The 23,122-nt window shown below is 71.3% G+C and carries 20 protein-coding genes and 1 riboswitch; of the genes, 11 read left to right on the forward strand and 9 right to left on the reverse strand.

What is annotated here, in order from left to right; translation table 11 throughout:
• Nucleotides 1-53 precede the first annotated feature (53 nt).
• From qcrC to ACZ4D5_RS05805, 5 genes are all read left to right on the forward strand, one after another.
• Nucleotides 54-863 (forward strand): cytochrome bc1 complex diheme cytochrome c subunit, encoded by an 810-nt coding sequence (qcrC, locus tag ACZ4D5_RS05785; RefSeq protein WP_467771063.1) that lies wholly within the window; start codon nucleotides 54-56, stop codon nucleotides 861-863.
• Nucleotides 860-1,918, forward strand: a complete 1,059-nt coding sequence (gene qcrA, locus ACZ4D5_RS05790) for a cytochrome bc1 complex Rieske iron-sulfur subunit (RefSeq protein ID WP_467771064.1) — start codon at nucleotides 860-862, stop codon at nucleotides 1,916-1,918. Before qcrC ends, qcrA begins: the two co-directional genes overlap by 4 nt.
• Complete coding sequence (qcrB, locus tag ACZ4D5_RS05795) at nucleotides 1,915-3,549, forward strand: cytochrome bc1 complex cytochrome b subunit (protein WP_467771065.1); 1,635 nt, start codon at nucleotides 1,915-1,917, stop codon at nucleotides 3,547-3,549. Before qcrA ends, qcrB begins: the two co-directional genes overlap by 4 nt.
• 162 nt (nucleotides 3,550-3,711) lie before the next feature.
• Complete coding sequence (gene trpD / locus ACZ4D5_RS05800) at nucleotides 3,712-4,776, forward strand: anthranilate phosphoribosyltransferase (RefSeq protein WP_467771066.1); 1,065 nt, start codon at nucleotides 3,712-3,714, stop codon at nucleotides 4,774-4,776.
• An 86-nt stretch (nucleotides 4,777-4,862) separates the two neighbouring features.
• Nucleotides 4,863-4,980: riboswitch (SAM riboswitch) on the forward strand.
• Between the two features lie 175 nt (nucleotides 4,981-5,155).
• Nucleotides 5,156-6,526, forward strand: coding sequence for an aminotransferase class V-fold PLP-dependent enzyme (locus tag ACZ4D5_RS05805; RefSeq protein WP_467771067.1), 1,371 nt, complete (start codon nucleotides 5,156-5,158; stop codon nucleotides 6,524-6,526).
• On the opposite strand, the gene ACZ4D5_RS05810 is transcribed toward ACZ4D5_RS05805, so the two are convergent.
• The 7 genes from ACZ4D5_RS05810 to ACZ4D5_RS05840 form a co-directional block, all read right to left on the reverse strand.
• Nucleotides 6,478-7,683 (reverse strand): glycerate kinase family protein, encoded by a 1,206-nt coding sequence (locus ACZ4D5_RS05810; protein ID WP_467771068.1) that lies wholly within the window; start codon nucleotides 7,681-7,683, stop codon nucleotides 6,478-6,480. The two genes, ACZ4D5_RS05805 and ACZ4D5_RS05810, sit on opposite strands and share 49 nt — an antisense overlap.
• A 35-nt stretch (nucleotides 7,684-7,718) precedes the next feature.
• On the reverse strand, nucleotides 7,719-9,131 hold the full coding sequence (locus ACZ4D5_RS05815; protein ID WP_467771069.1) for an SLC13 family permease: 1,413 nt from the start codon (nucleotides 9,129-9,131) through the stop codon (nucleotides 7,719-7,721).
• 99 nt (nucleotides 9,132-9,230) lie between these two features.
• Nucleotides 9,231-9,893: a response regulator transcription factor gene (locus ACZ4D5_RS05820; RefSeq protein ID WP_467771070.1), complete on the reverse strand. Its 663-nt coding sequence runs from the start codon at nucleotides 9,891-9,893 to the stop codon at nucleotides 9,231-9,233.
• On the reverse strand, nucleotides 9,890-11,407 hold the full coding sequence (locus tag ACZ4D5_RS05825) for a sensor histidine kinase (protein ID WP_467771071.1): 1,518 nt from the start codon (nucleotides 11,405-11,407) through the stop codon (nucleotides 9,890-9,892). Before ACZ4D5_RS05825 ends, ACZ4D5_RS05820 begins: the two co-directional genes overlap by 4 nt.
• Entirely contained in the window at nucleotides 11,337-11,630 is a 294-nt protein-coding gene (locus ACZ4D5_RS05830) for a small secreted hydrophilic protein (protein ID WP_467771072.1), read from the reverse strand. The genes ACZ4D5_RS05825 and ACZ4D5_RS05830 overlap by 71 nt, the downstream gene beginning before the upstream one ends.
• 186 nt (nucleotides 11,631-11,816) lie before the next feature.
• Entirely contained in the window at nucleotides 11,817-12,098 is a 282-nt protein-coding gene (locus ACZ4D5_RS05835) for an Lrp/AsnC family transcriptional regulator (RefSeq protein WP_125512351.1), read from the reverse strand.
• 40 nt (nucleotides 12,099-12,138) lie between these two features.
• Nucleotides 12,139-12,879 (reverse strand): rhomboid family intramembrane serine protease, encoded by a 741-nt coding sequence (locus tag ACZ4D5_RS05840; RefSeq protein ID WP_467771073.1) that lies wholly within the window; start codon nucleotides 12,877-12,879, stop codon nucleotides 12,139-12,141.
• A 204-nt stretch (nucleotides 12,880-13,083) separates the two neighbouring features.
• Between ACZ4D5_RS05840 and ACZ4D5_RS05845 the strand changes: the two genes are divergently transcribed.
• The 5 genes from ACZ4D5_RS05845 to ACZ4D5_RS05865 all read left to right on the forward strand — a co-directional run bounded on the left by ACZ4D5_RS05845 (nucleotide 13,084) and on the right by ACZ4D5_RS05865 (nucleotide 18,532).
• The gene (locus ACZ4D5_RS05845) at nucleotides 13,084-13,323 is read left to right on the forward strand and encodes a hypothetical protein (RefSeq protein ID WP_362331544.1); all 240 of its coding nucleotides are present in this window, start codon (nucleotides 13,084-13,086) and stop codon (nucleotides 13,321-13,323) included.
• A gap of 34 nt (nucleotides 13,324-13,357) precedes the next feature.
• Nucleotides 13,358-14,707 carry an NYN domain-containing protein gene (locus ACZ4D5_RS05850; protein ID WP_467771074.1) on the forward strand — a complete coding sequence of 450 codons (1,350 nt, stop codon included), beginning with the start codon at nucleotides 13,358-13,360 and terminating at the stop codon, nucleotides 14,705-14,707.
• Nucleotides 14,708-14,995: 288 nt separating this feature from the next.
• Complete coding sequence (locus tag ACZ4D5_RS05855) at nucleotides 14,996-16,024, forward strand: C40 family peptidase (protein ID WP_467771075.1); 1,029 nt, start codon at nucleotides 14,996-14,998, stop codon at nucleotides 16,022-16,024.
• A 229-nt stretch (nucleotides 16,025-16,253) separates the two neighbouring features.
• The gene (locus ACZ4D5_RS05860) at nucleotides 16,254-17,291 is read left to right on the forward strand and encodes a C40 family peptidase (protein WP_467771076.1); all 1,038 of its coding nucleotides are present in this window, start codon (nucleotides 16,254-16,256) and stop codon (nucleotides 17,289-17,291) included.
• A 38-nt stretch (nucleotides 17,292-17,329) separates the two neighbouring features.
• A complete protein-coding gene (locus tag ACZ4D5_RS05865; RefSeq protein ID WP_467771077.1) occupies nucleotides 17,330-18,532 on the forward strand; it encodes a hypothetical protein in 1,203 nt (400 codons plus the stop codon).
• Here ACZ4D5_RS05865 and ACZ4D5_RS05870 read toward each other — a convergent pair.
• The gene (locus ACZ4D5_RS05870) at nucleotides 18,489-19,727 is read right to left on the reverse strand and encodes a glycosyltransferase 87 family protein (protein WP_467771078.1); all 1,239 of its coding nucleotides are present in this window, start codon (nucleotides 19,725-19,727) and stop codon (nucleotides 18,489-18,491) included. The two genes, ACZ4D5_RS05865 and ACZ4D5_RS05870, sit on opposite strands and share 44 nt — an antisense overlap.
• Nucleotides 19,728-19,857: 130 nt before the next feature.
• Here ACZ4D5_RS05870 and ACZ4D5_RS05875 point away from each other — a divergent pair, with 130 nt between their 5' ends.
• A complete protein-coding gene (locus ACZ4D5_RS05875; protein WP_467771079.1) occupies nucleotides 19,858-21,000 on the forward strand; it encodes a glycosyltransferase family 4 protein in 1,143 nt (380 codons plus the stop codon).
• A 216-nt stretch (nucleotides 21,001-21,216) separates the two neighbouring features.
• On the opposite strand, the gene ACZ4D5_RS05880 is transcribed toward ACZ4D5_RS05875, so the two are convergent.
• Entirely contained in the window at nucleotides 21,217-23,013 is a 1,797-nt protein-coding gene (locus tag ACZ4D5_RS05880; RefSeq protein WP_467771080.1) for an AMP-dependent synthetase/ligase, read from the reverse strand.
• Nucleotides 23,014-23,122 lie beyond the last annotated feature (109 nt).

Below are 23,122 nucleotides of genomic sequence, written 5' to 3' on the forward strand. Positions count from 1 at the left end.
ACCGACTCATTCCAGAAGCATCGACGCAGAAGATCCTGACACCGGGGTAATCCGTGAAAAAGCTCTCCGCACGACGACGCCATCCGCTGGCGGCGGTCGTCGTCCTACTCCTCGCGCTGGCGGCCACCGGGGGGCTGTACGCCGCGTTCGCGCCGGCGGACAAGGCGCAGGCCGATGACACCGCCCAGTCCCTCGCCATCGACGAGGGCAAGAAGCTCTACGCCGTGGGCTGCTCCAGCTGCCACGGAACCGGCGGTCAGGGCTCGTCCGACGGTCCGAGTCTGGTGGGCGTGGGCGCCGCCGCTGTCGACTTCCAGGTCGGCACCGGCCGTATGCCGCTCCAGCAGCAGGGCGCCCAGGCGCCCAAGAAGAAGGTCATCTACAACCAGACCCAGATCGACCAGCTGGCGGCGTACATCTCGTCGCTGGGTGCCGGTCCTTCGGTTCCGACCGAGAAGCAGTACAGCCCGGACGGGGCCGACATCGCCAAGGGTGGCGAGCTGTTCCGTACCAACTGCGCCCAGTGCCACAACTTCACCGGTGAAGGTGGCGCGTTGACGCACGGCAAGTTCGCGCCTTCGTTGGAGGGTGTCTCCCCGAAGCACATCTACGAGGCCATGCAGACCGGCCCGCAGAACATGCCGTCCTTCCCCGACACGACGATGCCGGAGAAGGAGAAGAAGGACATCATCGCGTACCTCGACGCGGTCAACGGTGAGAAGACCGAGAGCCCTGGCGGTCTCAAGCTGGGTGGTCTGGGGCCGGTCAGTGAAGGCCTCTTCGCCTGGATCTTCGGTCTCGGTTCGCTGATCGCGGTCGCCGTGTGGGTCGCCGCTCGGACCGCAAAGGCCAAGAAGTCATGAGTAGCCAAGAGATTCCAGAAGAGAAGAACCTGCCCAGCGAGCAGGACGCCGAGCACGGCTCGGTGGCGGTCGCGGACGAGAACCCGTTCGCCGACCCGGGCCTTCCGCCCCACGAGCACCGCATCCAGGACATCGACGAGCGGGCGGCCAAGCGCTCCGAGCGCGCGATCGCCTTCCTGTTCACGCTCTCGATGCTGGCCACGGTCGGCTTCATCGCCTCGTTCGTCGCCATCCCGGCGGACAAGAGCGTGTTCATCTGGCCGATCGGTCACATCAGCGGCCTGAACTTCGCCCTGGGTCTGACCCTGGGCCTGGCCCTCTTCTGCATCGGCGCGGGCGCGGTCCACTGGGCCCGCACCCTGATGTCCGACGTGGAGGTCGCCGACGACCGGCACGCGATCGAGGCCGAGCCCGAGGTCAAGGCCAAGGTCATGGCCGACTTCAAGGCCGGTGCCGAGGAGTCGCAGTTCGGCCGGCGCAAGCTGATCCGCAACACGATGTTCGGCGCGCTCGCCCTGGTCCCGCTCTCCGGTGTCGTCCTGCTGCGTGACCTCGGTCCGCTGCCCGAGGACAAGCTCCGGCACACCAAGTGGGCCAAGGGCAAGATGCTCGTGAACATGAACACGCACGAGCCGCTGCGTCCCTCGGACGTGCAGGTCGGTTCGCTGACGTTCGCGATGCCCGAGGGCATGTCGGAGCACGACCACGACTTCCAGACCCAGATCGCCAAGGCCGCCCTGATGATCGTCCGGATCCAGCCGGAGAACATCAAGGACAAGCGCGAGCTCGAGTGGTCGCACGAGGGCGTCGTGGCGTACTCCAAGATCTGCACCCACGTGGGCTGCCCGATCTCCCTGTACGAGCAGCAGACGCACCACGTCCTCTGCCCGTGCCACCAGTCCACCTTCGACCTCTCCGACGGTGCCCGAGTGATCTTCGGCCCGGCCGGTCACGCCCTGCCGCAGCTGCGCATCGGTGTGAACGAGGAGGGCTACCTCGAGGCGCTCGGCGACTTCGAAGAGCCCGTCGGTCCTGCCTTCTGGGAGCGCGGATGAGCACCTCGAATTCTTCGAACGACAAGCGTCAGAAAGCACCCGCCGGTGAGCGGGTGGCCGACTGGGCCGACGGCCGCCTTGGGATCTACTCCCTGGCCAAGGCCAACATGCGCAAGATCTTTCCGGACCACTGGTCCTTCATGCTCGGCGAGATCTGCATGTACAGCTTCATCATCATCATCCTCACGGGTGTGTACCTGACGCTGTTCTTCCACCCGTCGATGAACGAGGTGGAGTACCACGGCAGCTACGTCCCGCTGCAGGGACAGCTGATGTCCGAGGCGTTCAACTCGACCATGCACATCTCCTTCGATGTGCGCGGTGGTCTGCTGATCCGGCAGATCCACCACTGGGCGGCGCTGATCTTCCTCGCCGGCATGTTCGTGCACATGATGCGCGTGTTCTTCACGGGCGCGTTCCGCAAGCCGCGTGAGATCAACTGGCTGTTCGGCTTCCTGCTGTTCGTCCTCGGCATGTTCACCGGCTTCACCGGTTACTCGCTCCCGGACGACCTTCTCTCCGGCACCGGTGTCCGCTTCATGCAGGGCGCGATCCTGTCCGTCCCGGTCATCGGCACGTACCTGTCGATGTTCCTGTTCGGCGGGGAGTTCCCGGGCGGCGACTTCGTGGCGCGGTTCTACTCGGTGCACATCCTGCTGCTGCCGGGCATCATGCTCGGCCTGATGGTGGCGCACCTGATCCTGGTCTTCTACCACAAGCACACGCAGTTCGCGGGCCCCGGAAAGACCAACAAGAACGTCGTCGGCATGCCGCTGCTGCCCGTCTACATGGCCAAGGCCGGAGGCTTCTTCTTCCTGGTCTTCGGTGTCATCGCGGCCATCGCGGCGATCGCCTCGATCAACCCGATCTGGGCTCTTGGCCCCTACCGTCCGGACCAGGTGTCCACCGGCGCCCAGCCCGACTGGTACATGGGCTTCGCCGAGGGTCTGATCCGTGTCATGCCGGGCTGGGAGATCAACCTCTGGGGCCACACGCTGGTCCTGGGCGTGTTCATCCCGCTGATCATCTTCCCGGTGGTCCTCGCGGCGATCGCGGTCTACCCGTTCATCGAGTCCTGGGTCACCGGGGACAAGCGCGAGCACCACATCCTGGACCGCCCGCGCAACGCCCCGACCCGTACGGCCTTCGGTGTCGCGTGGATCACGGCGTACATGATCATGCTCGTCGGTGGTGGAAACGACCTCTGGGCCACGCACTTCCACCTGTCGATCAACGCGATCACCTGGTTCGTCCGGATCTTCTTCTTCGCCGGACCGGTCATCGCCTTCATCGTCACCAAGCGGATCTGCCTGGGTCTGCAGCGGCGCGACAAGGACAAGGTGCTGCACGGACGCGAGTCCGGCATCATCAAGCGCCTGCCGCACGGCGAGTTCATCGAGGTCCACGAGCCGCTCAGTCAGGAGCAGCTGCACACCCTCACCGCGCACGAGCAGTACAAGCCGGTCGAGATCGGCCCGACGGTCGACGAGAACGGTGTCGAGCGCAAGGTGTCCGGTTCGCAGAAGCTCCGGGCCAAGCTCTCCAAGGGCTACTACGGGGAGGACAACCAGATCCCCAAGCCCACCGTCGAGGAGTACAAGGAGATCACGAGCGGCCACGGCCACCACTGATCATCTGAAGCTCACCGAGCTCTGACCACACGGTCGCCACGGCAAGAGCCCCGTCCATTGCATGGACGGGGCTCTTTGCCGTCCCCCGGGCTGGATAGGGTGGTGCCATCCCCGTGTCGAGGGGTGCATTCTTCATACGTCTAGGAATCCCCAGGAGCGGCTATGAACGCTGTGACCCCCGCAGGAGGCAACACCGCGGCGGGCCGTTCCTGGCCCGACGTACTGAACGGCCTGCTCGACGGGCGTGACCAGAGCGCCGACGACACCGCGTGGGCCATGGACCGCATCATGCGGGGCGAGGCGACCGACGCGCAGATCGCGGGCTTCGTGGTCGCGCTGCGCGCCAAGGGCGAGACCGTCGAGGAGATCTCCGGGCTCGTCCGCACGATGTACGAGCACGCCAATGTGATCGAGGTGCCGGGCCAGACCGTCGACATCGTCGGGACCGGTGGCGACGGTGCCAAGACCGTCAACATCTCGACCATGTCCGCGATCGTCGTCGCGGGCGCGGGAGCGAAGGTCGTCAAGCACGGCAACCGCGCCGCCTCCAGCGCGTCGGGCTCCTCCGACGTACTGGAGAAGCTCGGGGTGAACCTGGAGCTGCCGCTCGACCGGGTCGTCGAGGTCGCGGAGGAGGCGGGGATCACCTTCTGCTTCGCGGTGAAGTTCCACCCGGCGCTGCGGCACGCGGGCGCCGCGCGCGGTCAGCTGGGGATCAGGACCGTCTTCAACCTGCTCGGTCCGCTCACCAATCCGGCCAAGGTGCGCTCCCAGGCGGTCGGGGTCGCCGACCCGCGGATGGCGCCCATCGTGGCGGGAGTCTTCGCCGAGCGCGGGCACTCGTCCCTGGTCTTCCGCGGCGATGACGGGCTCGACGAGCTGACCACGACGGGCACCTCCCGCGTCTGGGTGGTGCGCGACGGCGTGGTGCGCGAGGAGTCCTTCGACCCGCGCGACGTCGGCATCGACCTGGTGCCGATCTCCGCGCTGCGCGGCGCGGACGCCTCGTACAACGCGGAGGTCGCGCTGCGGCTCCTGGACGGGGAGACCGGGCCCGTGCGGGACGCGGTGCTCCTCAACGCGGCCGCGGCCCTCGTGGCCCTGAAGCCGACCGACGAGCCGTTCGCGGCGCAGATCGGCGCCGGCATGGCGCGGGCCGCGCAGTCCATCGACTCCGGTGCGGCCAAGAAGGCGCTGGAGCGCTGGGTGGCGGCCAGCAACCGCTGAAAGCTCCGACCGATGTGACGCAGGGCGCAGTCCGGATTCTGGACTGCGCCTTGCGCGTCGAAGATCGTGTGGCAGGATGCTGCACAGGTCATGAGTGACAGCGACTACGGCCCCGGCCCGCTGTCCGGCAACCCTCCGTCCGTGGCGGGGTGCCCCGGGTGAAGACCAGGCCGTACGCAGCAAGGCGTATGGCAAGCGCGGACCCCTCGCAACCCTGGGGTCCTGGTCCTCAAGGGAGCAGTCTCGTGAGCCAGCGAATGTGACAGGGCTTCTACGCCCCGCCTCCGCACACCCTTTTCATCCTTGTCCCGCGCCGTCGAAGCAGCTCTCGGAGCAGCTCCGGCGCGGTGAATTCGCCTGCCTCTCACGGGAGTTCGCCATGTCTGTTTCCGCCGTTGCCGTCGACGCCTCCGTCTGCGCCCCGCTGCCGGTCCTCGGCAGGGACGTCACCGTTCCGCTGGTCACCGGTGGTGAAGTCAGCTACGCCGCGCTCGACTACGCGGCGAGCGCGCCGGCCCTGCAACGGGTCTGGGACGATGTGGCGGCCTACGCCCCGTACTACGGCAGCGTGCACCGCGGGGCCGGTTACCTGTCGCAGCTCTCCACCGACCTCTTCGAGAACTCCCGCACGGCTGTTGCCGAGTTCCTCGGCTGCCGCGAGGACGACCAGGTCGTCTTCACCCGGTCCACCACCGACTCGCTGAACCTGCTCGCCGCCGCCCTGCCCGCCGACTGCCAGGTCTTCGTCTTCGAGACCGAGCACCACGCCTCGCTCCTTCCGTGGCGGGACGCGCGGGTGACCTACCTGAACGCGCCGCGCACCCCCGAGGAGGCGGTGCGGACGCTGGAGCGGGCCCTCGCCGACCGTGACCCCTACGGTCCCGCGCTGGTCTGCGTCACCGGGGCCTCCAACGTCACCGGTGAGCTCTGGCCGGTGCGCGAGCTGGCGGCGGCCGCTCACGCGCACGGTGCCCGCATCGTGCTCGACGCCGCCCAGCTCGCGCCCCACCACCCCGTCTCCCTCGCCGAGTTGGACGTCGACTGGGTCGCCTTCTCCGGGCACAAGCTGTACGCGCCCTTCGGCTCGGGCGTGCTCGCGGGCCGTTCCGACTGGCTGCGCGACGCCGAGCCCTACCTCGCGGGCGGCGGTGCCTCGCGGAAGGTGGCGCGACGCGCCGACGGCGGCGTGGACGTGGAGTGGCACGAGAGCGCCGCGCGGCACGAGGCCGGCTCCCCGAACGTGATCGGCGTCTACTCCATCGCCTCCGCATGCAAGGCGCTCACCGACGCGGGCTTCGACGAGCTGGTGGCCCGGGAGCAGTACCTGATCGGCAAGGTGCGCGAGGGCCTCGCCGAGGTGCCGCAGGTGCGCGTGCTCTCGCTCTTCGGGGACGACGCGCCGCGCGTGGGCGTCATCTCCTTCGTGGTGGACGGCTGGAACAGCTCGCACTTCGCCGCCGCGCTCTCCGCCGAGTACGGGATCGGCGTACGGGACGGCCTGTTCTGCGCCCACCCGCTGGTGCGCACCCTGCTGGGCAGCGAGCCCGACGAGCCCGGCGAGTGCGGCGCCCCGGAGGCGGAGCCGGGCGAGAAGTCCCTGAACGCGATCCGCGTGAGCTTCGGCGCGGGCACCCCCGACGAGCACGTCGAGCGTTTCGTGCGCGCCGTCAAGGAGCTGGTGGCGGACGGCGCGCGCTGGAACTACCGCACCGAGGACGGGCGTTGCGTGCCCGACACCGCCGCCGCGTGAGGGCGCGGCGACGGCAGCCGTGAGCCGAGCTGGATCATCCGCAGGGCCCGTTCGGTCGCGTCGGTGAGGAACTCGCCGCCCCGGCCGAGCGCCTCCGTCAGCGAGACGGGGGCGGGCAGGATCGCGCTGTAGGCGTCGACGCCGGCCGCCCGCACCTGGTGGGCGCCGTGACCGATGGTGCCCGCGAGCACCAGGACCGGGCGGTCGAACAGCTTGGCGCGGCGGGCCACTTCGGCCGGGACCTTGCCGCGCGGCGTCTGGTGGTCCAAGGCGCCCTCCGCGGTGATCACGAGGTCGGCGCGGGCCAGCCGGGCGTCCAGGTCGAGCCGGCCGAGCAGCACGTCGAAGCGGGGGAGCAGGGCGGCGCCGAGCGCGGCGAGTCCGGCGCCGAGGCCCCCGGAGGCGCCGGTGCCGGGGCCGCGGAAGAGGTCGGTCCGCACGTTCAGGTCGCGGGTGAGGACGTGCGCCCAGTGGTCCAGGGCGGCCGCGAGCTCCTCGACCTGTGTGGGGGTCGCACCCTTCTGGGGGCCGAAGACGCGGGCGACGCCGCGCTCGCCGCACAGGACGTTGAAGGGGTTGCAGGCGACGCGGATCTCGGTGTCCGCGAGGCGGGGGTCGAGGCCGCTCGGGTCGATGCGGCTCAGGCGTTTCAACTCCCGTCCGCCGCGCGGGAGTTCCCAGCCGTCGGCGTCCAGGAGCCGGGCGCCGAGCGCCTGCAGGGCGCCCGCGCCGCCGTCGGAGGTGCCCGAGTCGCCGCAGCCGACCAGGATGCGCCGTGCCCCCGTGTCGAGCGCGGCGCGGATCAGCTCGCCGACTCCGTACGTCGTGGTGGCGCCCGGGTCGCGCAGGTCGCGGGGGACCAGGGAGAGCCCGGCCACCGCCGCCATCTCCACGACCGCCGTGCCGTCGCGGAGCAGGGCGAAGTGCGTGCCGATGCGCTGGCCCACGGGGCCCGTCGCGGGCAGCGCGACGAGGCGGCCGCCGTCCGCGGCCGCCAGCGCGCGGGCCGTGCCCTCGCCGCCGTCGACCAGCGGGATCAGATCGGTCTCGGCGTTCGGGACGACGCGGCGTACGCCCGCGGCGATGGCGTCGGCCGCGGAGCTCGCGGACAGGGACTCCTTGAAGCCGCTGGGGGCGATGGCGAAGCGGGTCAGCATGAGGGTCTCCTCGGGTGGTTCAGCGGTCTTCCGGGTCAGCGGACGGGGACGCCGAGCAGTGGCCACAGCGTCAGGGCGAAGAGCAGGACGAGCGCGGCGCTCAGCGGTGCCAGGACCGCGGAGAGGCGCAGCAGGTCGCGCGGGGTGTAGGTGGGGGTGCCGGGGATCTCGGCGAAGAGGGTGACCGGCTTCGCGGAGGCGGGCAGCGTGTGGCAGAAGCCGGCGGCCGCCGTGGAGGCCAGGGCGGCGGCGACCGGGTTGACGCCCGCTCCGGCGGCCGCCGCGACGACCAGCGGGACGAGCACCGATGAGCGGGCCGAGCGGGACTGCAGGACGAGGTGCGCGGCGGTGCTGACCGCGACGACGACGGCGAGGAACGCCCAGGGCGACAGATCCAGGGGCAGCCCGGACACCAGCCACTGCGCCGCCCCCGAGTCGGCGAGCGCGACGCCCATCGCCATCGTCGCGGCCATGAACAGGAGCAGCGACCAGGGGACGGTCCTCAGGGCGTCCTTGAGGCGTACGGTGCCAAGAGCGGGGGAGGCGGCCACGACCGCGCCGATCAACGCGACGACGGCGGGCGGGACGTGGTGCAGCGGCTCGCTGCACCACAGCGCGACGACCGTCGCGAGCAGCAGGGCGCAGCGCGTCTCGCCGGGCTCCCAGGGGCCTGTGACGGGCTGCTCGCTGTGCTCCTGGAGCTGGTCGAGGGTGATGCGGACCGGGCCCTTGCGGTCGGCGCGCCGGGTGGTCGTCAACAGGACGGCCTCCGCCGCCAGATGGGAGGAGGCCATGGCGAGCGGCAGGCCGAGCAGCAGCCACTGCGTGAAGCCGATCCGCTCGCCGGTGGCCTCCCACAGGACCGACACCGTGATCAGATGTGCTCCCGCGCCGATCAGTGTCGCGACCGCGGACAGGAGGATCACGGTCGGAAAGAGCAGCGCGAGCATCACGACCAGTCGCTTCCGGTCGGCGAGGACCTTGGCGAGGGCGAGGAAGACGGGCAGTGCGAGCGCGGCGCGCCCCGAGGTGGCCGGCACCGCGAAGGCCGTCACGACCAGGGCCGCGGTCGTCAGATGCGTCAACTGCCGTACGCTGCGCGCCCCGCTGACGAGGAAGGCCGCCGCCCGCCCGGAGAGCCCGCTGCGCGCCACGGCGGCCGCGAGCACGAAGGCGCAGATCAGCAGCCACACCGTCTCGTCGCCGAGGGTGCCGAACAGCGTGTCGCTGCTGATCACGCCGGTCGCGGTGAGAGCGAGGCCCGCGCCGAGCGCGATGTACGTGTCGTCGATCGGCGTGCCGATCCAGGCACAGGTCGCCAGGGCGAAGACGCCGAGCGTGAGGCGGGCGTCGCCGCCGAGGCCCGGGAAGTTCCCGGGGACCAGCAGCAGGGCGCAGATGCTGAGCGCGGTGCAGAGGGTCACGGCTTGCCGCAGGTTCAAGGTCACGCGGTTCAGCGTGGTGCGGCGCCGTGAGCCCTCAATGAGCCGTAGATGAAAGGAAGTTCACCGAGCGCGTGCCGGGGGGGGGCTCCGGGGCCCGCCGTGTCACTCGGGCAGCCTGTATCCCATCCCGCGCACCGTCTCCACCCGCTCCGAGCCCAGCTTCTTGCGCAGCGCCCTGACGTACACGTCCACGATGTTCGACCCCGGGTCGAAGTCGTAGCCCCACACGTGGGAGAGGATCTGCTCCCGCGAGAGCACCTGCCCGGGGTGGCGCAGGAACAGCTCCAGGAGGACGAACTCGCGCGCCGTCAGATCCACCGTCCGCTCGCCCGAACGCGCCCTGCGGGTCCGCAGGTCGAGGGTGAGCTCGCCGCTGCGCAGCACCGTCACCTCGGGCGCCCGCGCCGCCGTGCGCAGCCGCAGCCGCACCCGGGCCAGGAGCTCCTCGAAGCGGAAGGGCTTGGTCATCCAGTCGTCGGCGCCGCCCTCCAGGCCCGCCACCGTGTCGCGCACCGAGTCCCGCGCGGTCAGCACGATGACGGGCGTGCTCACGCGGGCCTCGCGCAGCTGGCGCAGGACCGTGAAGCCGTCCTTGCCGGGCAGCCCGATGTCCAGGACGATCAGGTCGAAGCCGCCGGTCAGGGCGTAGTCGTGGGCGGTGTCCCCGTCGGCGACCACGGTGGTCGTGAAGCCGTTGGCGCGCAGCCCCTTCTCGACGAAGGAGGCGATGCGCTCCTCGTCCTCGACGATCAGTAGCCGGTTCACTGCTGCGCCGCCCCTTCCGGGTGTGCGTGTACGTGTGTGTGTACGAGGACGAAGGTGGCGCCGCCGCCCTCCGTGGGGCGCAGTTCGACGCGCCCGCCGTGGCCCTCGGCGATGGCCTTCACGATGGCGAGCCCCAGGCCCGCTCCGGTGGCGCGGGAGCCGCGCCGCGCGGTGCCGCGGCGGAACCGCTCGAAGATCACCGCGGCGTCCTGCGGCTGCACCCCGGGCCCGCTGTCGGCGACGTACAGCTCGATCCGTCCCGCGCACAGGCGCGAGCCGATGCTGACGCGCTGCCCCGGCTGGGTGTGCTGGACGGCGTTCTGCGCCAGCTGAACCATCGCCTGGGTGATGCGCTGGGGGTCCAACCCGACCTCGGCGTCGGCGACTTCGGCGAGCTTCCAGTCGCGCTCGCCGAGCGCCCTCGCCTTGACGAAGACGTCCGCGGTCAGCTCGGCGAGCTGCACCGGCTCGGGGGTGACGAAGTCGGGGCGCTCCGCCTTGGCGAGCAGCAGCAGGTCCTCGACGATGCGGCTCATCCGGTCCAGCTCCTCCATGACGATGCGGACCGTCTCCTCGCGCTCGCCCGGCTCGTCGCCCATCAGCTCCAGGTGGCCGCGGACGATGGTGATGGGGGTGCGCAGCTCGTGGCCCGCGTCGTCGACGAACTCGCGCTGGGCGACGAAGGCCCGCTCCAGGCGGTCCAGCATGCCGTTGAAGGTCTCGGCGAGGGCCGCGACGTCGTCCCTGCCCTGCACCGGGATGCGCCGGGTCAGGTCCTGCTCGGTGAGCTGCGCGGCGGTCGTGCGCACCAGGCGCACCGGTTTGAGGATGCGCCCGGCGACCGCCCAGCCGATGCCCGTCGTCAACAGGAGCGCGACGCCGGAGATGGCGAGCAGCATGGTGAACACGTCGCCGGCCTTGGCCTGTTCGCCCGCCGGGTGGAAGGCCACGACGAAGGCCGCGGCCGGATGGCCCGCGCTCGCCTCGATCTCCACCTTCGCCCAGCGGACCTCGCCCCGGTCGCGGTGGAGCGTGCCGGTCGCGTCGGGGGACTCGAAGACGGCCCGCAGCGCGGCGGGGTCCTCGGCCAGCGGATGGTCGATCCGCGGCTCGCGGGACTGCTCCTTCTTGGCGGGCCCCCTGCCGTCGCGGCCGACCAGGCCGAGGAGCTCCTCGTCGGGGTCGGCGTACTGGCGTGACAGGAAGAGCCGCAGCAGGGGGTCGGGGTCGGTGAACCGCTCGCCCGTGTGCGGGTCGACCCCTTCGCGCGCGAGGTTGGTGAACTCCCCGGTCTCCTGGGCCAGGAGCCGGTCGATGCGGTGGTCGACGTCGCGCAGGAGCACCGAGCGGGTGGTGGCCGCGACCGCGGTGAGCGCGACGGTCATCACCACGAGCAGCCACAGCAGGATGCGGACCCGGGCGGATATCCAGCGGCGCGGGGGTTCAGCCGTCGTCACCGGGGCCGTCGTCGTCGTTGTCGCCCCGGCCTTCGCTGCCGTCGTCGTCGTTGTCATCGCCCGAGGGATTCTCGCTCACCGGCGGCGGGGACACCTTCTCGTCGCTCGGCGTGGGCCGGGGTGAGGTCGGTGTCGAGGACGGTGAGCCGCTCTCCAGCTCCACCTTCGGCGGGGACTTGGGCGGCTCGGGGTTGTCGGTGAGGGCGTAGCTGGTCGCGGCGATGCCGAGCGGGATCGCCACGACGGCCGCGAGGGCCGCCATGCGGTGGGAGAAGACCATGACAGCGAGGGTGGTGGGCGTACCGCGTCGGCAGGATGAGGCGCAGATGAGGAAACGCTCATCCGGCCCACGGCCACCTGTGGAACGGGCCTGCGCTCACGGACCCGGCCTGAACTCGCGGGACCGGCTCGCGCTCGCGGGACCGGCCTGAACTCGCGGGACCCGCTTGCGCTCGCGGGACCGGTCTCAGGAGTCGAGGCCGATCGCGAACGCGGCCTCCAGGTCGTGCTGCGAGTACGTGCGGAACGCGACGTGGGTGTCCGTCGCCTCCACACCGGGGATCTTGCTGATCCGGCCGGGGATCACGTCCGCCAGGTCGTCGTGGCGCGGCACGCGCACCATCGCGATCAGGTCGTACGTGCCGGTCACGGAGAAGACCTCGCTGACGGAGTCGAGCGCGGCGATCGACTCGGCGATCTCCGGAATCCGGTCCACGCTGGTCTTGATGAGCACGATCGCGGTGATCACGGCTGACTGTCTCCCTCGGTGGCCGGTGCTGCTGTGCCTTTCACTCTAGCCCTCCCGTCTCCCGCCCCCGCCCCCGCAAGGATGCGCTGCGCGCTCCCCTCTTCCTCCACCCGTAGACCCCCCACGCGTAGAGAAACCCGAGCGAGAACCCCACGAGGTGCGCCAGGTACGCCACCCCCGTGCCGTTGCCCCCCTGCCCTGCCGCCAGCCACTGCAGCGCCACCCAGAACGGCAGCACCACCCACGCCGGAAACCGCAGCGGCAGGAAGAAGAGGAACGGGAAGAGGCTGGTGACGCGCGCCTTAGGGAAGAGATAGAGGAAAGCGCCGAGGACGGCGGAGATCGCCCCGGAGGCTCCCACGAGCGTCTTGTCGGAGCCCGCGTGCGCGGCGGCGTACGCGAACAGGGCGAGGTATCCGCAGCCGACGTAGAAGAACGCGTACTGGAGGTGCCCCATGCGTTCCTCGACCATGACCCCGAACACGTACAAGAACAGCATGTTTCCGAGCAGATGAAGCCAGCTTCCGTGCACGAAGAGAGCGGTGAACGGACCGAGGGCGGCACGGGGGACACCGTCGAAGAGCTCGACGGGCACCACGCCCCACCGCTCGAAGTAGGCCTGCTGCGCGGCGAGCAGCCGGTCGCCGCTGCCGTGGACCGGGTTGAGCCCGGACACCGGGGAGATCACGAAGACCACGCAGCAGACGGCGATCAGCGCGTACGTCACCGGGGCGGGGCCCCTGAGCAGCCGGCCCGCCCTCGTACCCCATGTGTTGATCATGAACAGAGCATGACGTAACGGGCGCTACCTGCACAGACCGCCATGCCGCTCCGGAGGCCGCCGCATGGCGCCCCTTACAGGCCTTAGGGTTACGGGCAATGCGCACCGCGGAAACCCGCGGTGACGACACGGTCGCCGAAGACGTCGCCGAAGAAGCATCGAACGAGTCACCGAACGAGTCACCGAAGAAAGTGAACAGCAACGATGACGGTTCCCCTGCCGACCGCCACCACCCGGTGGCGCTGCACGCTCTGCGGCAATCTCACGCGTTTCGACGTGACCCGCACCTCGAAGGTCGTCGAGTATGTCCATCTCGACCTGGCCGGTGAGTCGAAGGTCGAGGAACGCGAGGTGGTCAGTGAGACCATCGAGTCGGTGCGCTGCCGCTGGTGCAACGCCGTGGATCAGGTGGAACTCGTGGACAGGCCGGGCGCCGACTCCTGAGGGAGCGGGGCCCGCACAGCTAGTGGGGTGACGGATGGTGGAGAGCGCAGGCGGGGAGCCGGACGACGGCGCCGCTGAGGTGCTCGACCGTCCGCTGCCCGACGGGGTGCGCCGACGGGTCGTCCAGATCGTCTCGGACGGCTTCGGCGGCCTCACCCTGGCCGAACTGCCCGCCCAGCTGCGGCAGTACGCCCGGTTCACGCCCACCCGGCGGGCGAAGTTCGCGGGCAACGCCATGGCGGCCGCGCTGGAGGGCGACACCCTCTTCCGCCAGCGCATCGGCGAACGGCTCAGGGAGGCCCAGCCCGAGCTCGCCGGCGCCCTGGACGCGGGCTCGCCGCCCCCGGCCGCCGACCCGCTCGACGTGGCGGCCGCGGCCTACGTGCTGCGCCCCACGGGCTGGGTGAAGCTGGTCACCGCCGCGGGCGAGGAGGCCCAGCGGGCCGACGCCGAGCGCGCGGACGAGGAGACCAGGGCCGAGCTGGAGCGGCTGCGCGAGGAGCTGGCCGTGGCCCGCGGCCAGACCAAGGCCGAGACCGAGCGGCTGCGCACGGAGCTCGAAGCGGCGCGCAGGGAAGCCGAATCGATGCACCGCAAGCTGCGCGGGGCCCTCAGCGACGTCAAGCGGGGCGAGGCGGCGCTGCGCAAGGCCGCCGCCGAGATGGAGACCGTGCGGTCCGAGGGGCAGGCGCAGGTGTCCGCCGCCGAGAGCGAGACGCGGCGGATCAAGGCGCGGCTCGGCGAGACCGAGGCCGCCCTGGAGGCCAGCCGCAGGGCGGCGCGCGAGGGGCGCAGCGTCGAGGACATGCGGGTGCGGCTGCTGCTCGACACGGTGCTCGACGCGGCCCAGGGGCTGCGCCGTGAACTGGCCCTGCCGCCCGTCTCGGTGCGGCCCGCGGAGACCGTGGACGCCGTCGAGCCGGGCCGGATGTCGCCCAAGGACATCGCTGCCCGCGCCCTCTCGGAGAACGATCCGGCCATTCTTGATCAGTTGCTCGCGCTGCCGCAGGCGCACCTGGTCGTCGACGGCTACAACGTCACCAAGACCGGCTATCCCACGATGCCGCTGGAGAAGCAGCGGCTGCGTCTGCTCGGCTCGCTCTCGCAGCTCGCCCTGCAGTCGGGCGCCGAGGTCACCTGCGTCTTCGACGGCGCCGAGCTGGCCGCGCCGGTGCTGCTCGCGCCGCCGCGCGGTGTGCGCGTGCTGTTCTCCAAGCCCGGTGTCACCGCTGATGAACTGATCCGTCAGCTGGTGCGCGCGGAGCCGCCGGGGCGGCCCGTGGTCGTCGTCTCGACCGACCGCGAAGTGGCCGACGGCATCGCGAAGGCGGGCGCGCGGCCGGTGGCTTCGGCGGTTCTCCTGAAGAGGCTTTCGCGCGGCTAGAAGAGGCTTTCGCGGGGCTAACGGTCCTCAAGTAACTCCTGGGCCCTATGCCCGAATTGAGGGATCTCTCACGCGACATAGCGTCAGAAGATCATCACTCACTGTGCGTTATCGGTAAAGAATGCGCTCGGCGACCGGTTTTTTGCCGGTGGGATTTGAACTGATCACAAGAAGGTCACTAGGGTCACGCCCGAACCTCCGCTCGGTTGATCACCCATCCGGGGTGACGGCGGCGGTACCCGCCCACCGGGTCTCGGTAGGCGGCTGGAGGAAGAAGGAGCCGCCTTCGTGGCGTCCCACCGTCGACCCAAGCAGCCGAGCCGCACCCGCGTGACCGTGCTCACCGCGACCGCCGCCGCTGCCGTGGCGCTCACCTCGCAGGGCGCCGCCCAGGCCGCGCCGAAGCCGAGCAAGGACGAGGTCAAGTCCAAGGTCGACAAGCTCTACGAGGACGCGGGCCTTGCCACCGACAAGTACAACGGTGCCAAGGAGAAGCAGGAGAAGCTCGAGAAGCAGATCGACGACCTCCAGGACAAGGTCGCCCGCGGCCAGGAGGAGCTCAACGACCTGCGCGACGGCCTCGGTTCGCTGGCCAGCGCGCAGTACCGCTCCGGCGGCATCGACCCCTCTCTGCAGCTCTTCCTCTCCTCCGACCCGGACAGCTACCTCGACAAGGCGTCCACCCTGGACCAGTTGAGCGGCAAGCAGGTCGAGGCGCTCAAGAAGATCCAGAAGAAGCAGCGGGACCTCGCGCAGCAGCGCAAGGAGGCCGCGGGCAAGCTGGACGACCTCGCCGACACCCGCAAGGAACTCGGCAGGAAGAAGAAGGAAGTCCAGGGCAAGCTCGGCGAGGCGCAGAGGCTCCTCAACACGCTGACCGCCAAGGAGAAGCAGCAGCTCGCCGAGAAGGAGCAGCGCGCGAGCCGCGCCTCGAACGAGCGCGTGGAGCTCGGCAAGGAGAAGGCCGCGTCCGGTCGCGGCCAGGCCGCCCTGAGCGCCGCCGCCACCCAGCTCGGCAAGCCGTACGTCTCCGGCGGCTCGGGCCCCAACTCCTACGACTGCTCCGGGCTCACCCAGTGGGCGTATGCCCAGGCCGGTGTCTCCATAACCCGGACCACGTACACGCAGCAGAACGACGGCACCCGGATCGGCCGCAGCGAGCTCAAGCCCGGCGACCTGGTGTTCTTCAACAACCTCGCGCACGTCGGCTTCTACGCCGGCAACGGCCAGGTCCTGCACGCCCCCAAGCCCGGCGCCGTGGTGCGCTACGAGGCGATGGAGTACCTCGGCAACTTCCAGTTCGGCGTCCGCGTCTGAGGCCACGGCCTCCCCGGACGTCAACGCCTTGCCGACACCGCCCAAACGGGCGAATTCCGGCAACTCCCGCTGACCCCGCGCCCCGTTGATGACCTGCGTCAGAGACGGGGCGTCGGGCTGTCCGCGCCCTTCGAGGTCGTTGGCCCCTCCGTAGTCGCACGGCTACTGTCGGCGCGCATTCCCCCGGGACGGCCCGGGGGTTCGTCAGCGGAAGGGAGAGCGGCTTCCCGTGGGGTCCCATCGCCGTCCCGCACAGCCCGGCCTCGACCGGAGCACGCGCGTGACCGTCCTTTCAGCGGCAGCGGCCACCGCGGCGGCGGCCTTCGGTGCCGCGCCCGCAGGTGCCGCGCCGCAGGACAAGCCGTCCGACACCCGGGCCCAGGTGGACCGGCTGTACGAGCAGGCCGAGAAGGCAACCGAGGCCTACAACAAGGCCGATGAGCGCGCGGACAAGCTGCGTGCGCAGGTCGAGCGGGCCAAGGACAGCGTGGCGCGCGGCCAGGAGCGGATCAACCAGATGCGCGGCGCGCTCGGTTCGCTGGCGGGCGCGCAGTACCGCTCCGGCGGCATCGACCCCTCGCTGGAGCTGATGCTCTCCTCGGACCCGGACGGCTACCTCGACAAGGCCGCGGCCCTGGACCGCATCAGCAGCCGCCAGGCGGGCGAACTCGCCGATCTGCAGCGGGCCCAGCGCGGCCTCGCCCAGGAGCGCGCGGAGGCGGGCCGCAAGCTCGCCGAGCTGGAGAAGAGCCGCACCACCGTCGCCCGCCACAAGCGCACCGTCGAGCACAAGCTCGCCAAGGCCAGGCGGTTGCTGAACTCGCTGCCGAGCGAGGAGCGCGAGGCGTACGACAGGTCCTCGCGCTCCGGCGCCGCCGGGCGCACCGAGATGCCGGACCTCGGCAGCGCGGCCCCGTCCTCCTCGCGGGCCGCCGCGGCCATCGCCGCCGCCAGGTCCGCGGTCGGCCGCCCCTACGTCTGGGGCGCCAACGGCCCCTCCGGCTTCGACTGTTCGGGCCTGACCCAGTGGTCGTACGCCCAGGCGGGAGTCGGACTGCCGCGCACCTCGCAGGCCCAGCGGTACGCCGGGCAGCAGGTGTCCCTGGCCGAGGCGCAGCCCGGCGACCTCGTGACCTACCGCGACGACGCCAGCCACATCGGGATGTACATGGGCAACGGCCAGGTGGTGCACGCCCCGTACCCCGGAGCTCCGGTCCGCTACGACCCCGTCGGCATGATGCCGGTGTCATCCGTGACGCGGATCTGAGCAGCCCCCGGCCCACGCCTCCCCGTACGATCGGGAACGTGGCTGGTCACAGACGTGGGTCGTGGGTGGTGGCGCTGTGCTTCGCGCTCTGCCTCGCCGTGCTGGCCGGATGCGGCGGCGATCCGGTGCCGGACGCCGCCGCGGGCGACGTGCGCAGACTCCTGGAGCGGCGCGCGCAGGCCGTCCTCGACGGGGACGAGGGGGCGTACGAGCGGACCGAGCGGCTCGCGCACGGTGCGGCGGACGTCTTCGAGAACGTGCGCGGCATCCCGCTGCAGTCCTTCGAGTACCGCCTGACCCGGCTCGACCGCGCGGGCTCCGAGGCCACGGCGAGCGCCGAACTGCGCTACCGCCTCAAGGGCTACGACCGCGCCCCCCTCACCGCCGCGCGCACCCTGTCCCTGGAGCGCCGCGGCGGACAGTGGTACGTGACCGCGGAGCGGCCCGCGAAGAAGGCGGGCGAACAGCTCTGGGACCAGGGGCGGGTGACGGCCGAGCGGGGCGGGCGCAGCCTCGTGCTCGGCGTCGGACAGAGCGCCTCGGAGCTGCGCGCCTACCGCGAGCTCGCCGACCGCGCGGTGCCCGCCGTGCGGGACGCCTGGCCGCGGGAGTGGCCCGAGCGGGTCGTCGTCCTCGCGCCGCGGTCCCTGAAGGGCATGGCGGGGCTGCTGGGGGCGCCCGCTTCCGGGTACCGGGGGATCGCGGCGGTCACCACGGGCGAGGCGGGCGGGTCCCGGCGTGCGCCGGCGGACCGGATCATCATCAACCCCGAGGCGTACGGCGTCCTCGGGGACTTCGGCAAGCAGGTCGTCCTCACCCACGAGACGACCCACGTCGCCACCCGCGCCCAGACCTCCGCCGCGACCCCGCTGTGGCTCTCCGAGGGCTTCGCGGACTGGGTGGGCTACCGCGGCACGGGGCGCACCCCGGCGCAGGCCGCGCCCGAGCTGCGGCGCGCGGTGCAGGCGGGGCGGCTGCCCGGCGGGCTCCCGAAGGACGAGGAGTTCGGCTTCGCGGAGGACGCCGAGCGGCTCGCGGGGGCGTACGAGGGCGCGTGGCTGGCCTGCCGGATGATCGCGCAGCAGTGGGGCGAGCGGAAGCTGACGGACTTCTACCGGGCGGTGGGCGAGCACAAGGAGCGGGCGGGCGCGGTCGAGGACGCCCTGCGCGAGGTCCTCGACACGACACCCGAGGACTTCACGGCGCGCTGGCGTACGTATCTGCGCTCGGAGCTCGGCTGACCCCCGCCCGCGCGGACTGCCGCTCCAGGGCGCGCGGTTCGGACACGGTCTGCCGCCACAGGTTCCTGCAGGCCAGCAACGTCGCCGCGACCAGCAGGCCATTGCGTACGAGGAGCAGGGCCACGCCCAGCGGATCGCTGGCCACCACGTGCGAGAACCAGACGGGGAACTCCAGGAACGTCACCGGCGTGGCCACGAGGACAAGGCGCGCGGGGACCTCCATGCGGCTCGTGCGGAACAGCAGGCAGACGGCGGCGATCCCGACCAGCCACAGCATGTACTGCGGGCTGATCACCCGGCTCGTGGTGGTGAAGAGCAGCACGGCCACGAACGCCGCGTCCGCGGGCGTGCCCGTCGACCAGGACCGCGCGCGCAGCCGCCACACCAGGAGCCAGCCGAAGGCCGCCACCGTCAGGGCCTGCGCCGCGGTGCTCACCAGCGGGACGTGCGGGCCGAGGAACTCCACCGAGCCGTAGTTGAGCCGCACCTCGCCCTGCCAGCCCAGGTGCCGCGCGACGTGCAGGACGAGGGCGCCGAGCGACTCCACCTCCGTGCCGCGGTCGCGCTGGAAGGTGAGGAACGCGAGCGCGCCCGGCATCGCCACCAGGAACGCCAGCGTGAGGCAGAGGGCCGTGCCCGCCGCGGCGGCCCAGGAGCGCCGCGTCGCACGCCCGCGCGGGGTGCCGACGAGCAGCAGCACCGGCCACACCTTGAGCAGCGCCCCGAACCCGGCGAGCACCCCCATGGCACGCGGACGGCGCGCCCCCGCGAGCAGCGCGGCGACCGCGACGGCGGTGACCATCACGTCGTAGCGGGCGTAGACGATGGGGCCGAGCAGGGCCACGCCCAGGACCCACACCCAGGCGCCCCGCGGTGACGTGCCGGGCCGCCGCCCCGCGTACAGGAGCAGTCCGCACACCGTCGCGTCGCAGAGGAAGGCGAGGACGAAGAAGGCCGACGCGTAGCCGAGGAAGGGCAGCAGGGCGGGGGAGAGGATCGCGAGGGCGGCGGCGGGCGGGTACTGCCAGGTGACGTCGTCGAGCGGGAAGGTGCCGGTGCGCAGGACCTCGTACCAGCCCTGGTAGATGACGGACACGTCGGAGCTCACGTCCGGGCCGGGGGCCATCAGCACATGGAAGACGCAGAGCAGCAGGACGGCTCTGGTCAGGACCCAGACGGTCAGGATGCGCACCATACGTACGTCTCGCCCCTTTTCGTATGCATCAGTGACTTCTCATGTACTTCGTCGCGATTCGAGAAGTCATGATGCCGGGGCGAACCGTGCGAGAGCCAAGAGGCTGGGCCATTCGGTACTGTCGGGCGCGATGCACAAGACCCTGATCGTCACGAACGACTTCCCGCCCAGGCCCGGTGGCATCCAGGCGTTCCTGCACAACATGGCGCTGCGCCTGGACCCCGAGCGGCTCGTCGTCTACGCCTCCACCTGGAAGCGCGGCCGTGAGGGCGCGGAGGCCACCGCGGCCTTCGACGCGGAGCAGCCCTTCAAGGTCGTACGCGACCCCACGACGATGCTGCTCCCGACCCCGCGGGTCACCCGCCGCGCGGTCTCGCTGCTGCGCGAACACGGCTGTACGTCGGTGTGGTTCGGGGCGGCCGCCCCGCTCGGCCTGATGGGCTCCGCGCTGCGCAAGGCGGGGGCGACCCGGCTCGTCGCCACGACCCACGGCCACGAGGCGGGCTGGGCCCAGCTGCCGGCCTCGCGCCAACTCCTGCGCCGGATCGGTGAGTCGACGGACACGATCACCTACCTCGGCGAGTACACGCGCTCGCGGATCGCCGCCGCGCTCACCCCCGCCGCGGCGGGCCGCATGGTCCAACTGCCGCCCGGCGTCGACGAGAAGACCTTCCACCCCGGCTCCGGCGGCGACGCGGTGCGGGCGCGGCTCGGCCTGACCGACCGGCCGGTGGTGGTCTGCGTCTCGCGGCTCGTGCCGCGCAAGGGGCAGGACACGCTGATCCTCGCCATGCCGCGGATCCTGGCGCGGTCGCCCGAAGCGGTGCTTCTGATCGTCGGGGGCGGCCCCTACGAGAAGGACCTGCGCAGGCTCGCGGCCGAGACGGGCGTCGCGGACTCCGTGCGGTTCACCGGGGCGGTGCCGTGGGAGGAACTCCCCGCCCACTACGGCGCGGGCGACGTCTTCGCCATGCCGTGCCGGACGCGGCGCGGGGGCCTGGACGTGGAGGGCCTCGGCATCGTCTACCTGGAGGCGTCCGCCACGGGGTTGCCGGTGGTCTCCGGCGACTCCGGCGGGGCGCCGGACGCCGTCCTCGACGGCGAGACGGGGTGGGTCGTGCGGGGCGGTGAGCCGGAGGAGGCGGCCGATCGCATCGTCACCCTGCTCGGTGACGCGGAGCTGCGGGCCCGCATGGGGGAGCGGGGCAGGGCCTGGGTGGAGGAGAAGTGGCGTTGGGACCTGTTGGCGGAGAGGCTGAAGGAGCTTTTGTAGCGCCTACTGGGCTGCCGCCGGGGGTGCGTTGGCGACTTTCCGCCGTCATGGGCTGATCGCGCAGTTCCCCGCGCCCCTAAAGCATTGGGGCTGCGCCCCGCTTTCTGCTGGAAGCGGGGCGCAGCCCGCCTTCCAGGGGCGCGGGGAACTGCGCGAGCAGCCAGAGCGGACCCGTGGTCGCACACGAGCGCACGGCCCCCACGGCGAGTGGGCGCGTCAGCCCCGATAGATCGCTTCAATCTCGTCGGCGTAGTCCTTGGCCACGACGTTCCGCTTGAGTTTCAGCGAAGGCGTCAAGTGCCCCGACTCCTCCGTGAACTGCGAAGCCAGCACACGGAACTTACGCACCGACTCCGCCTTGGACACCGCCGCGTTGCCGTCGTCCACCGCGCTCTGGATCGCGGCGAGGAGATCCGGGTCCTCCCGGAGCGACGCCGCCGTGGAGCCCGCCGGCTTCCCGTGGTCGGAGGCCCAGCGGCCCAGGAACTCGTCGTCGACCGTGACAAGGGCGCCCACGAAGGGGCGGCCGTCGCCGACGACCATGCACTCCGCGACCAGCGCATGCGCGCGGATGCGGTCCTCGATCACCGCGGGAGCGACGTTCTTGCCGCCCGCGGTGACGATGATCTCCTTCTTGCGGCCGGTGATCCGGAGGTAGCCGTCCTCGTCGAGCGTGCCGATGTCGCCGGTGTGGAACCAGCCGTCGGCGAGGGCCTCTTCGGTGGCCCCCTCGTTGTTCCAGTAGTGCGAGAACAGGTGCTCGCCGTGGAGCAGGACCTCGCCGTCGTCGGCGATGCGGACGACCGAGCCCGGCAGCGGCTGCCCGACCGTGCCGATCTTCTGGCGGTCCCACGGGTTGAAGGCGGTGGCGGCACACGACTCGGTCAGGCCGTAGCCCTCCAGGACCGTGAAGCCGATGCCGCGGAAGAAGTGGCCGAGGCGCTCGCCGAGCGGGGCGCCGCCGGAGATCGCGTACTCGCCGCGGCCGCCGAGGACGGCGCGCAGCTTGCTGAAGACCAGCTTGTCGAAGACCTTGTACTTGATCCGCAGGCCGAGGGACGGACCCGACGGGGTGTCGAGCGCGCGGCTGTACGCGATGGCCGTGTCCGCGGCCTTGTCGAAGATCTTGCCCTTGCCGTCGGCCTGGGCCCTGGCGCGCGCGGCGTTGTACACCTTCTCGAAGACGCGCGGGACGCCGAGGATCAACGTCGGCTTGAACGCGGCCAGTTCATCGGTGAGGTGCTTGATGTCCGGCGCGTGGCCGAGTTTGATCGGCGCCATCAGCGCGGCGACCTCGACCAAGCGCCCGAAGACGTGCGCGACGGGCAGGAAGAGCAGGACCGAGCACTCGCCCGTGCGGAAGAGGGGCTTGAGGCGCTCCACGACGTTGCCGCACTCCGCGAAGAAGCTGCGGTGCGTGAGGACGCAGCCCTTGGGGCGGCCCGTGGTGCCCGAGGTGTAGACGATGGTGGCCGGGTCGTCGGCGCCGGCGACCGCGCTGCGCTCGTCGACGGTCTCGTCGGGGACGTCGGCACCCGTGCGGTGCAGCTCCTCGACGCCGCCCTTGTCGATCTGCCAGACATGGGCGAGGGAGGGCAGCCTGTCGCGCACGGACTCGACGGCGGCGGCGTGCGTGTCCAGCTCGACGACGCAGGCCACGGCGCCGGAGTCGCCCAGGATCCACTGGATCTGCTCGGCCGAGCTCGTCTCGTACACCGGCACGGTGACCGCGCCCGCGCTCCAGATGGCGAAGTCGAGGAGCGTCCACTCGTAGCGCGTGCGGGACATCAGGCCGATGCGGTCGCCGGGGCGCACGCCCGCGGCGATGAGCCCCTTGGCGGTGGCGCGCACGTCGGCGAGGAAGGCCTTGGCGGTGACGTCCTGCCAGGTGCCGTCGACCTTGCGGCCGATGACGGCGACATCCGGGTGCTGCGCGGCATTACGGCGGACGATGTCGGTCAGATTGCCGTCCGCTGGGACCTCGTACAGGGCCGGAAGGCTGAACTCGCGCAAGACTGCTGCTCCTACATAGGGCGCCGGCGCCACGACGTTGTGTGCTGCGACGGTGCGGTCCAAGATCGGGCAGGTGCTCGAACAGTGGGGGGCTGAGCACTACTGGACT

It is taken from the genome of Streptomyces sp. NPDC025651 (assembly GCF_055558735.1).

Bases quoted from the DNA above. Each gene is read 5' to 3' on its own strand.
- qcrB (WP_467771065.1), top strand. From the start codon at position 1,915: ATGAGCACCTCGAATTCTTCGAACGACAAGCGTCAGAAAGCACCCGCC.
- ACZ4D5_RS05805 (WP_467771067.1), top strand. From the start codon at position 5,156: ATGTCTGTTTCCGCCGTTGCCGTCGACGCCTCCGTCTGCGCCCCGCTG.
- ACZ4D5_RS05875 (WP_467771079.1), top strand. From the start codon at position 19,858: ATGCACAAGACCCTGATCGTCACGAACGACTTCCCGCCCAGGCCCGGT.
- ACZ4D5_RS05845 (WP_362331544.1), top strand. From the start codon at position 13,084: ATGACGGTTCCCCTGCCGACCGCCACCACCCGGTGGCGCTGCACGCTC.
- ACZ4D5_RS05840 (WP_467771073.1), bottom strand. From the start codon at position 12,879: ATGATCAACACATGGGGTACGAGGGCGGGCCGGCTGCTCAGGGGCCCC.
- ACZ4D5_RS05830 (WP_467771072.1), bottom strand. From the start codon at position 11,630: ATGGTCTTCTCCCACCGCATGGCGGCCCTCGCGGCCGTCGTGGCGATC.
- ACZ4D5_RS05850 (WP_467771074.1), top strand. From the start codon at position 13,358: ATGGTGGAGAGCGCAGGCGGGGAGCCGGACGACGGCGCCGCTGAGGTG.
- ACZ4D5_RS05825 (WP_467771071.1), bottom strand. From the start codon at position 11,407: ATGACAACGACGACGACGGCAGCGAAGGCCGGGGCGACAACGACGACG.
- qcrA (WP_467771064.1), top strand. From the start codon at position 860: ATGAGTAGCCAAGAGATTCCAGAAGAGAAGAACCTGCCCAGCGAGCAG.
- trpD (WP_467771066.1), top strand. From the start codon at position 3,712: ATGAACGCTGTGACCCCCGCAGGAGGCAACACCGCGGCGGGCCGTTCC.
- ACZ4D5_RS05810 (WP_467771068.1), bottom strand. From the start codon at position 7,683: ATGCTGACCCGCTTCGCCATCGCCCCCAGCGGCTTCAAGGAGTCCCTG.
- ACZ4D5_RS05870 (WP_467771078.1), bottom strand. From the start codon at position 19,727: ATGGTGCGCATCCTGACCGTCTGGGTCCTGACCAGAGCCGTCCTGCTG.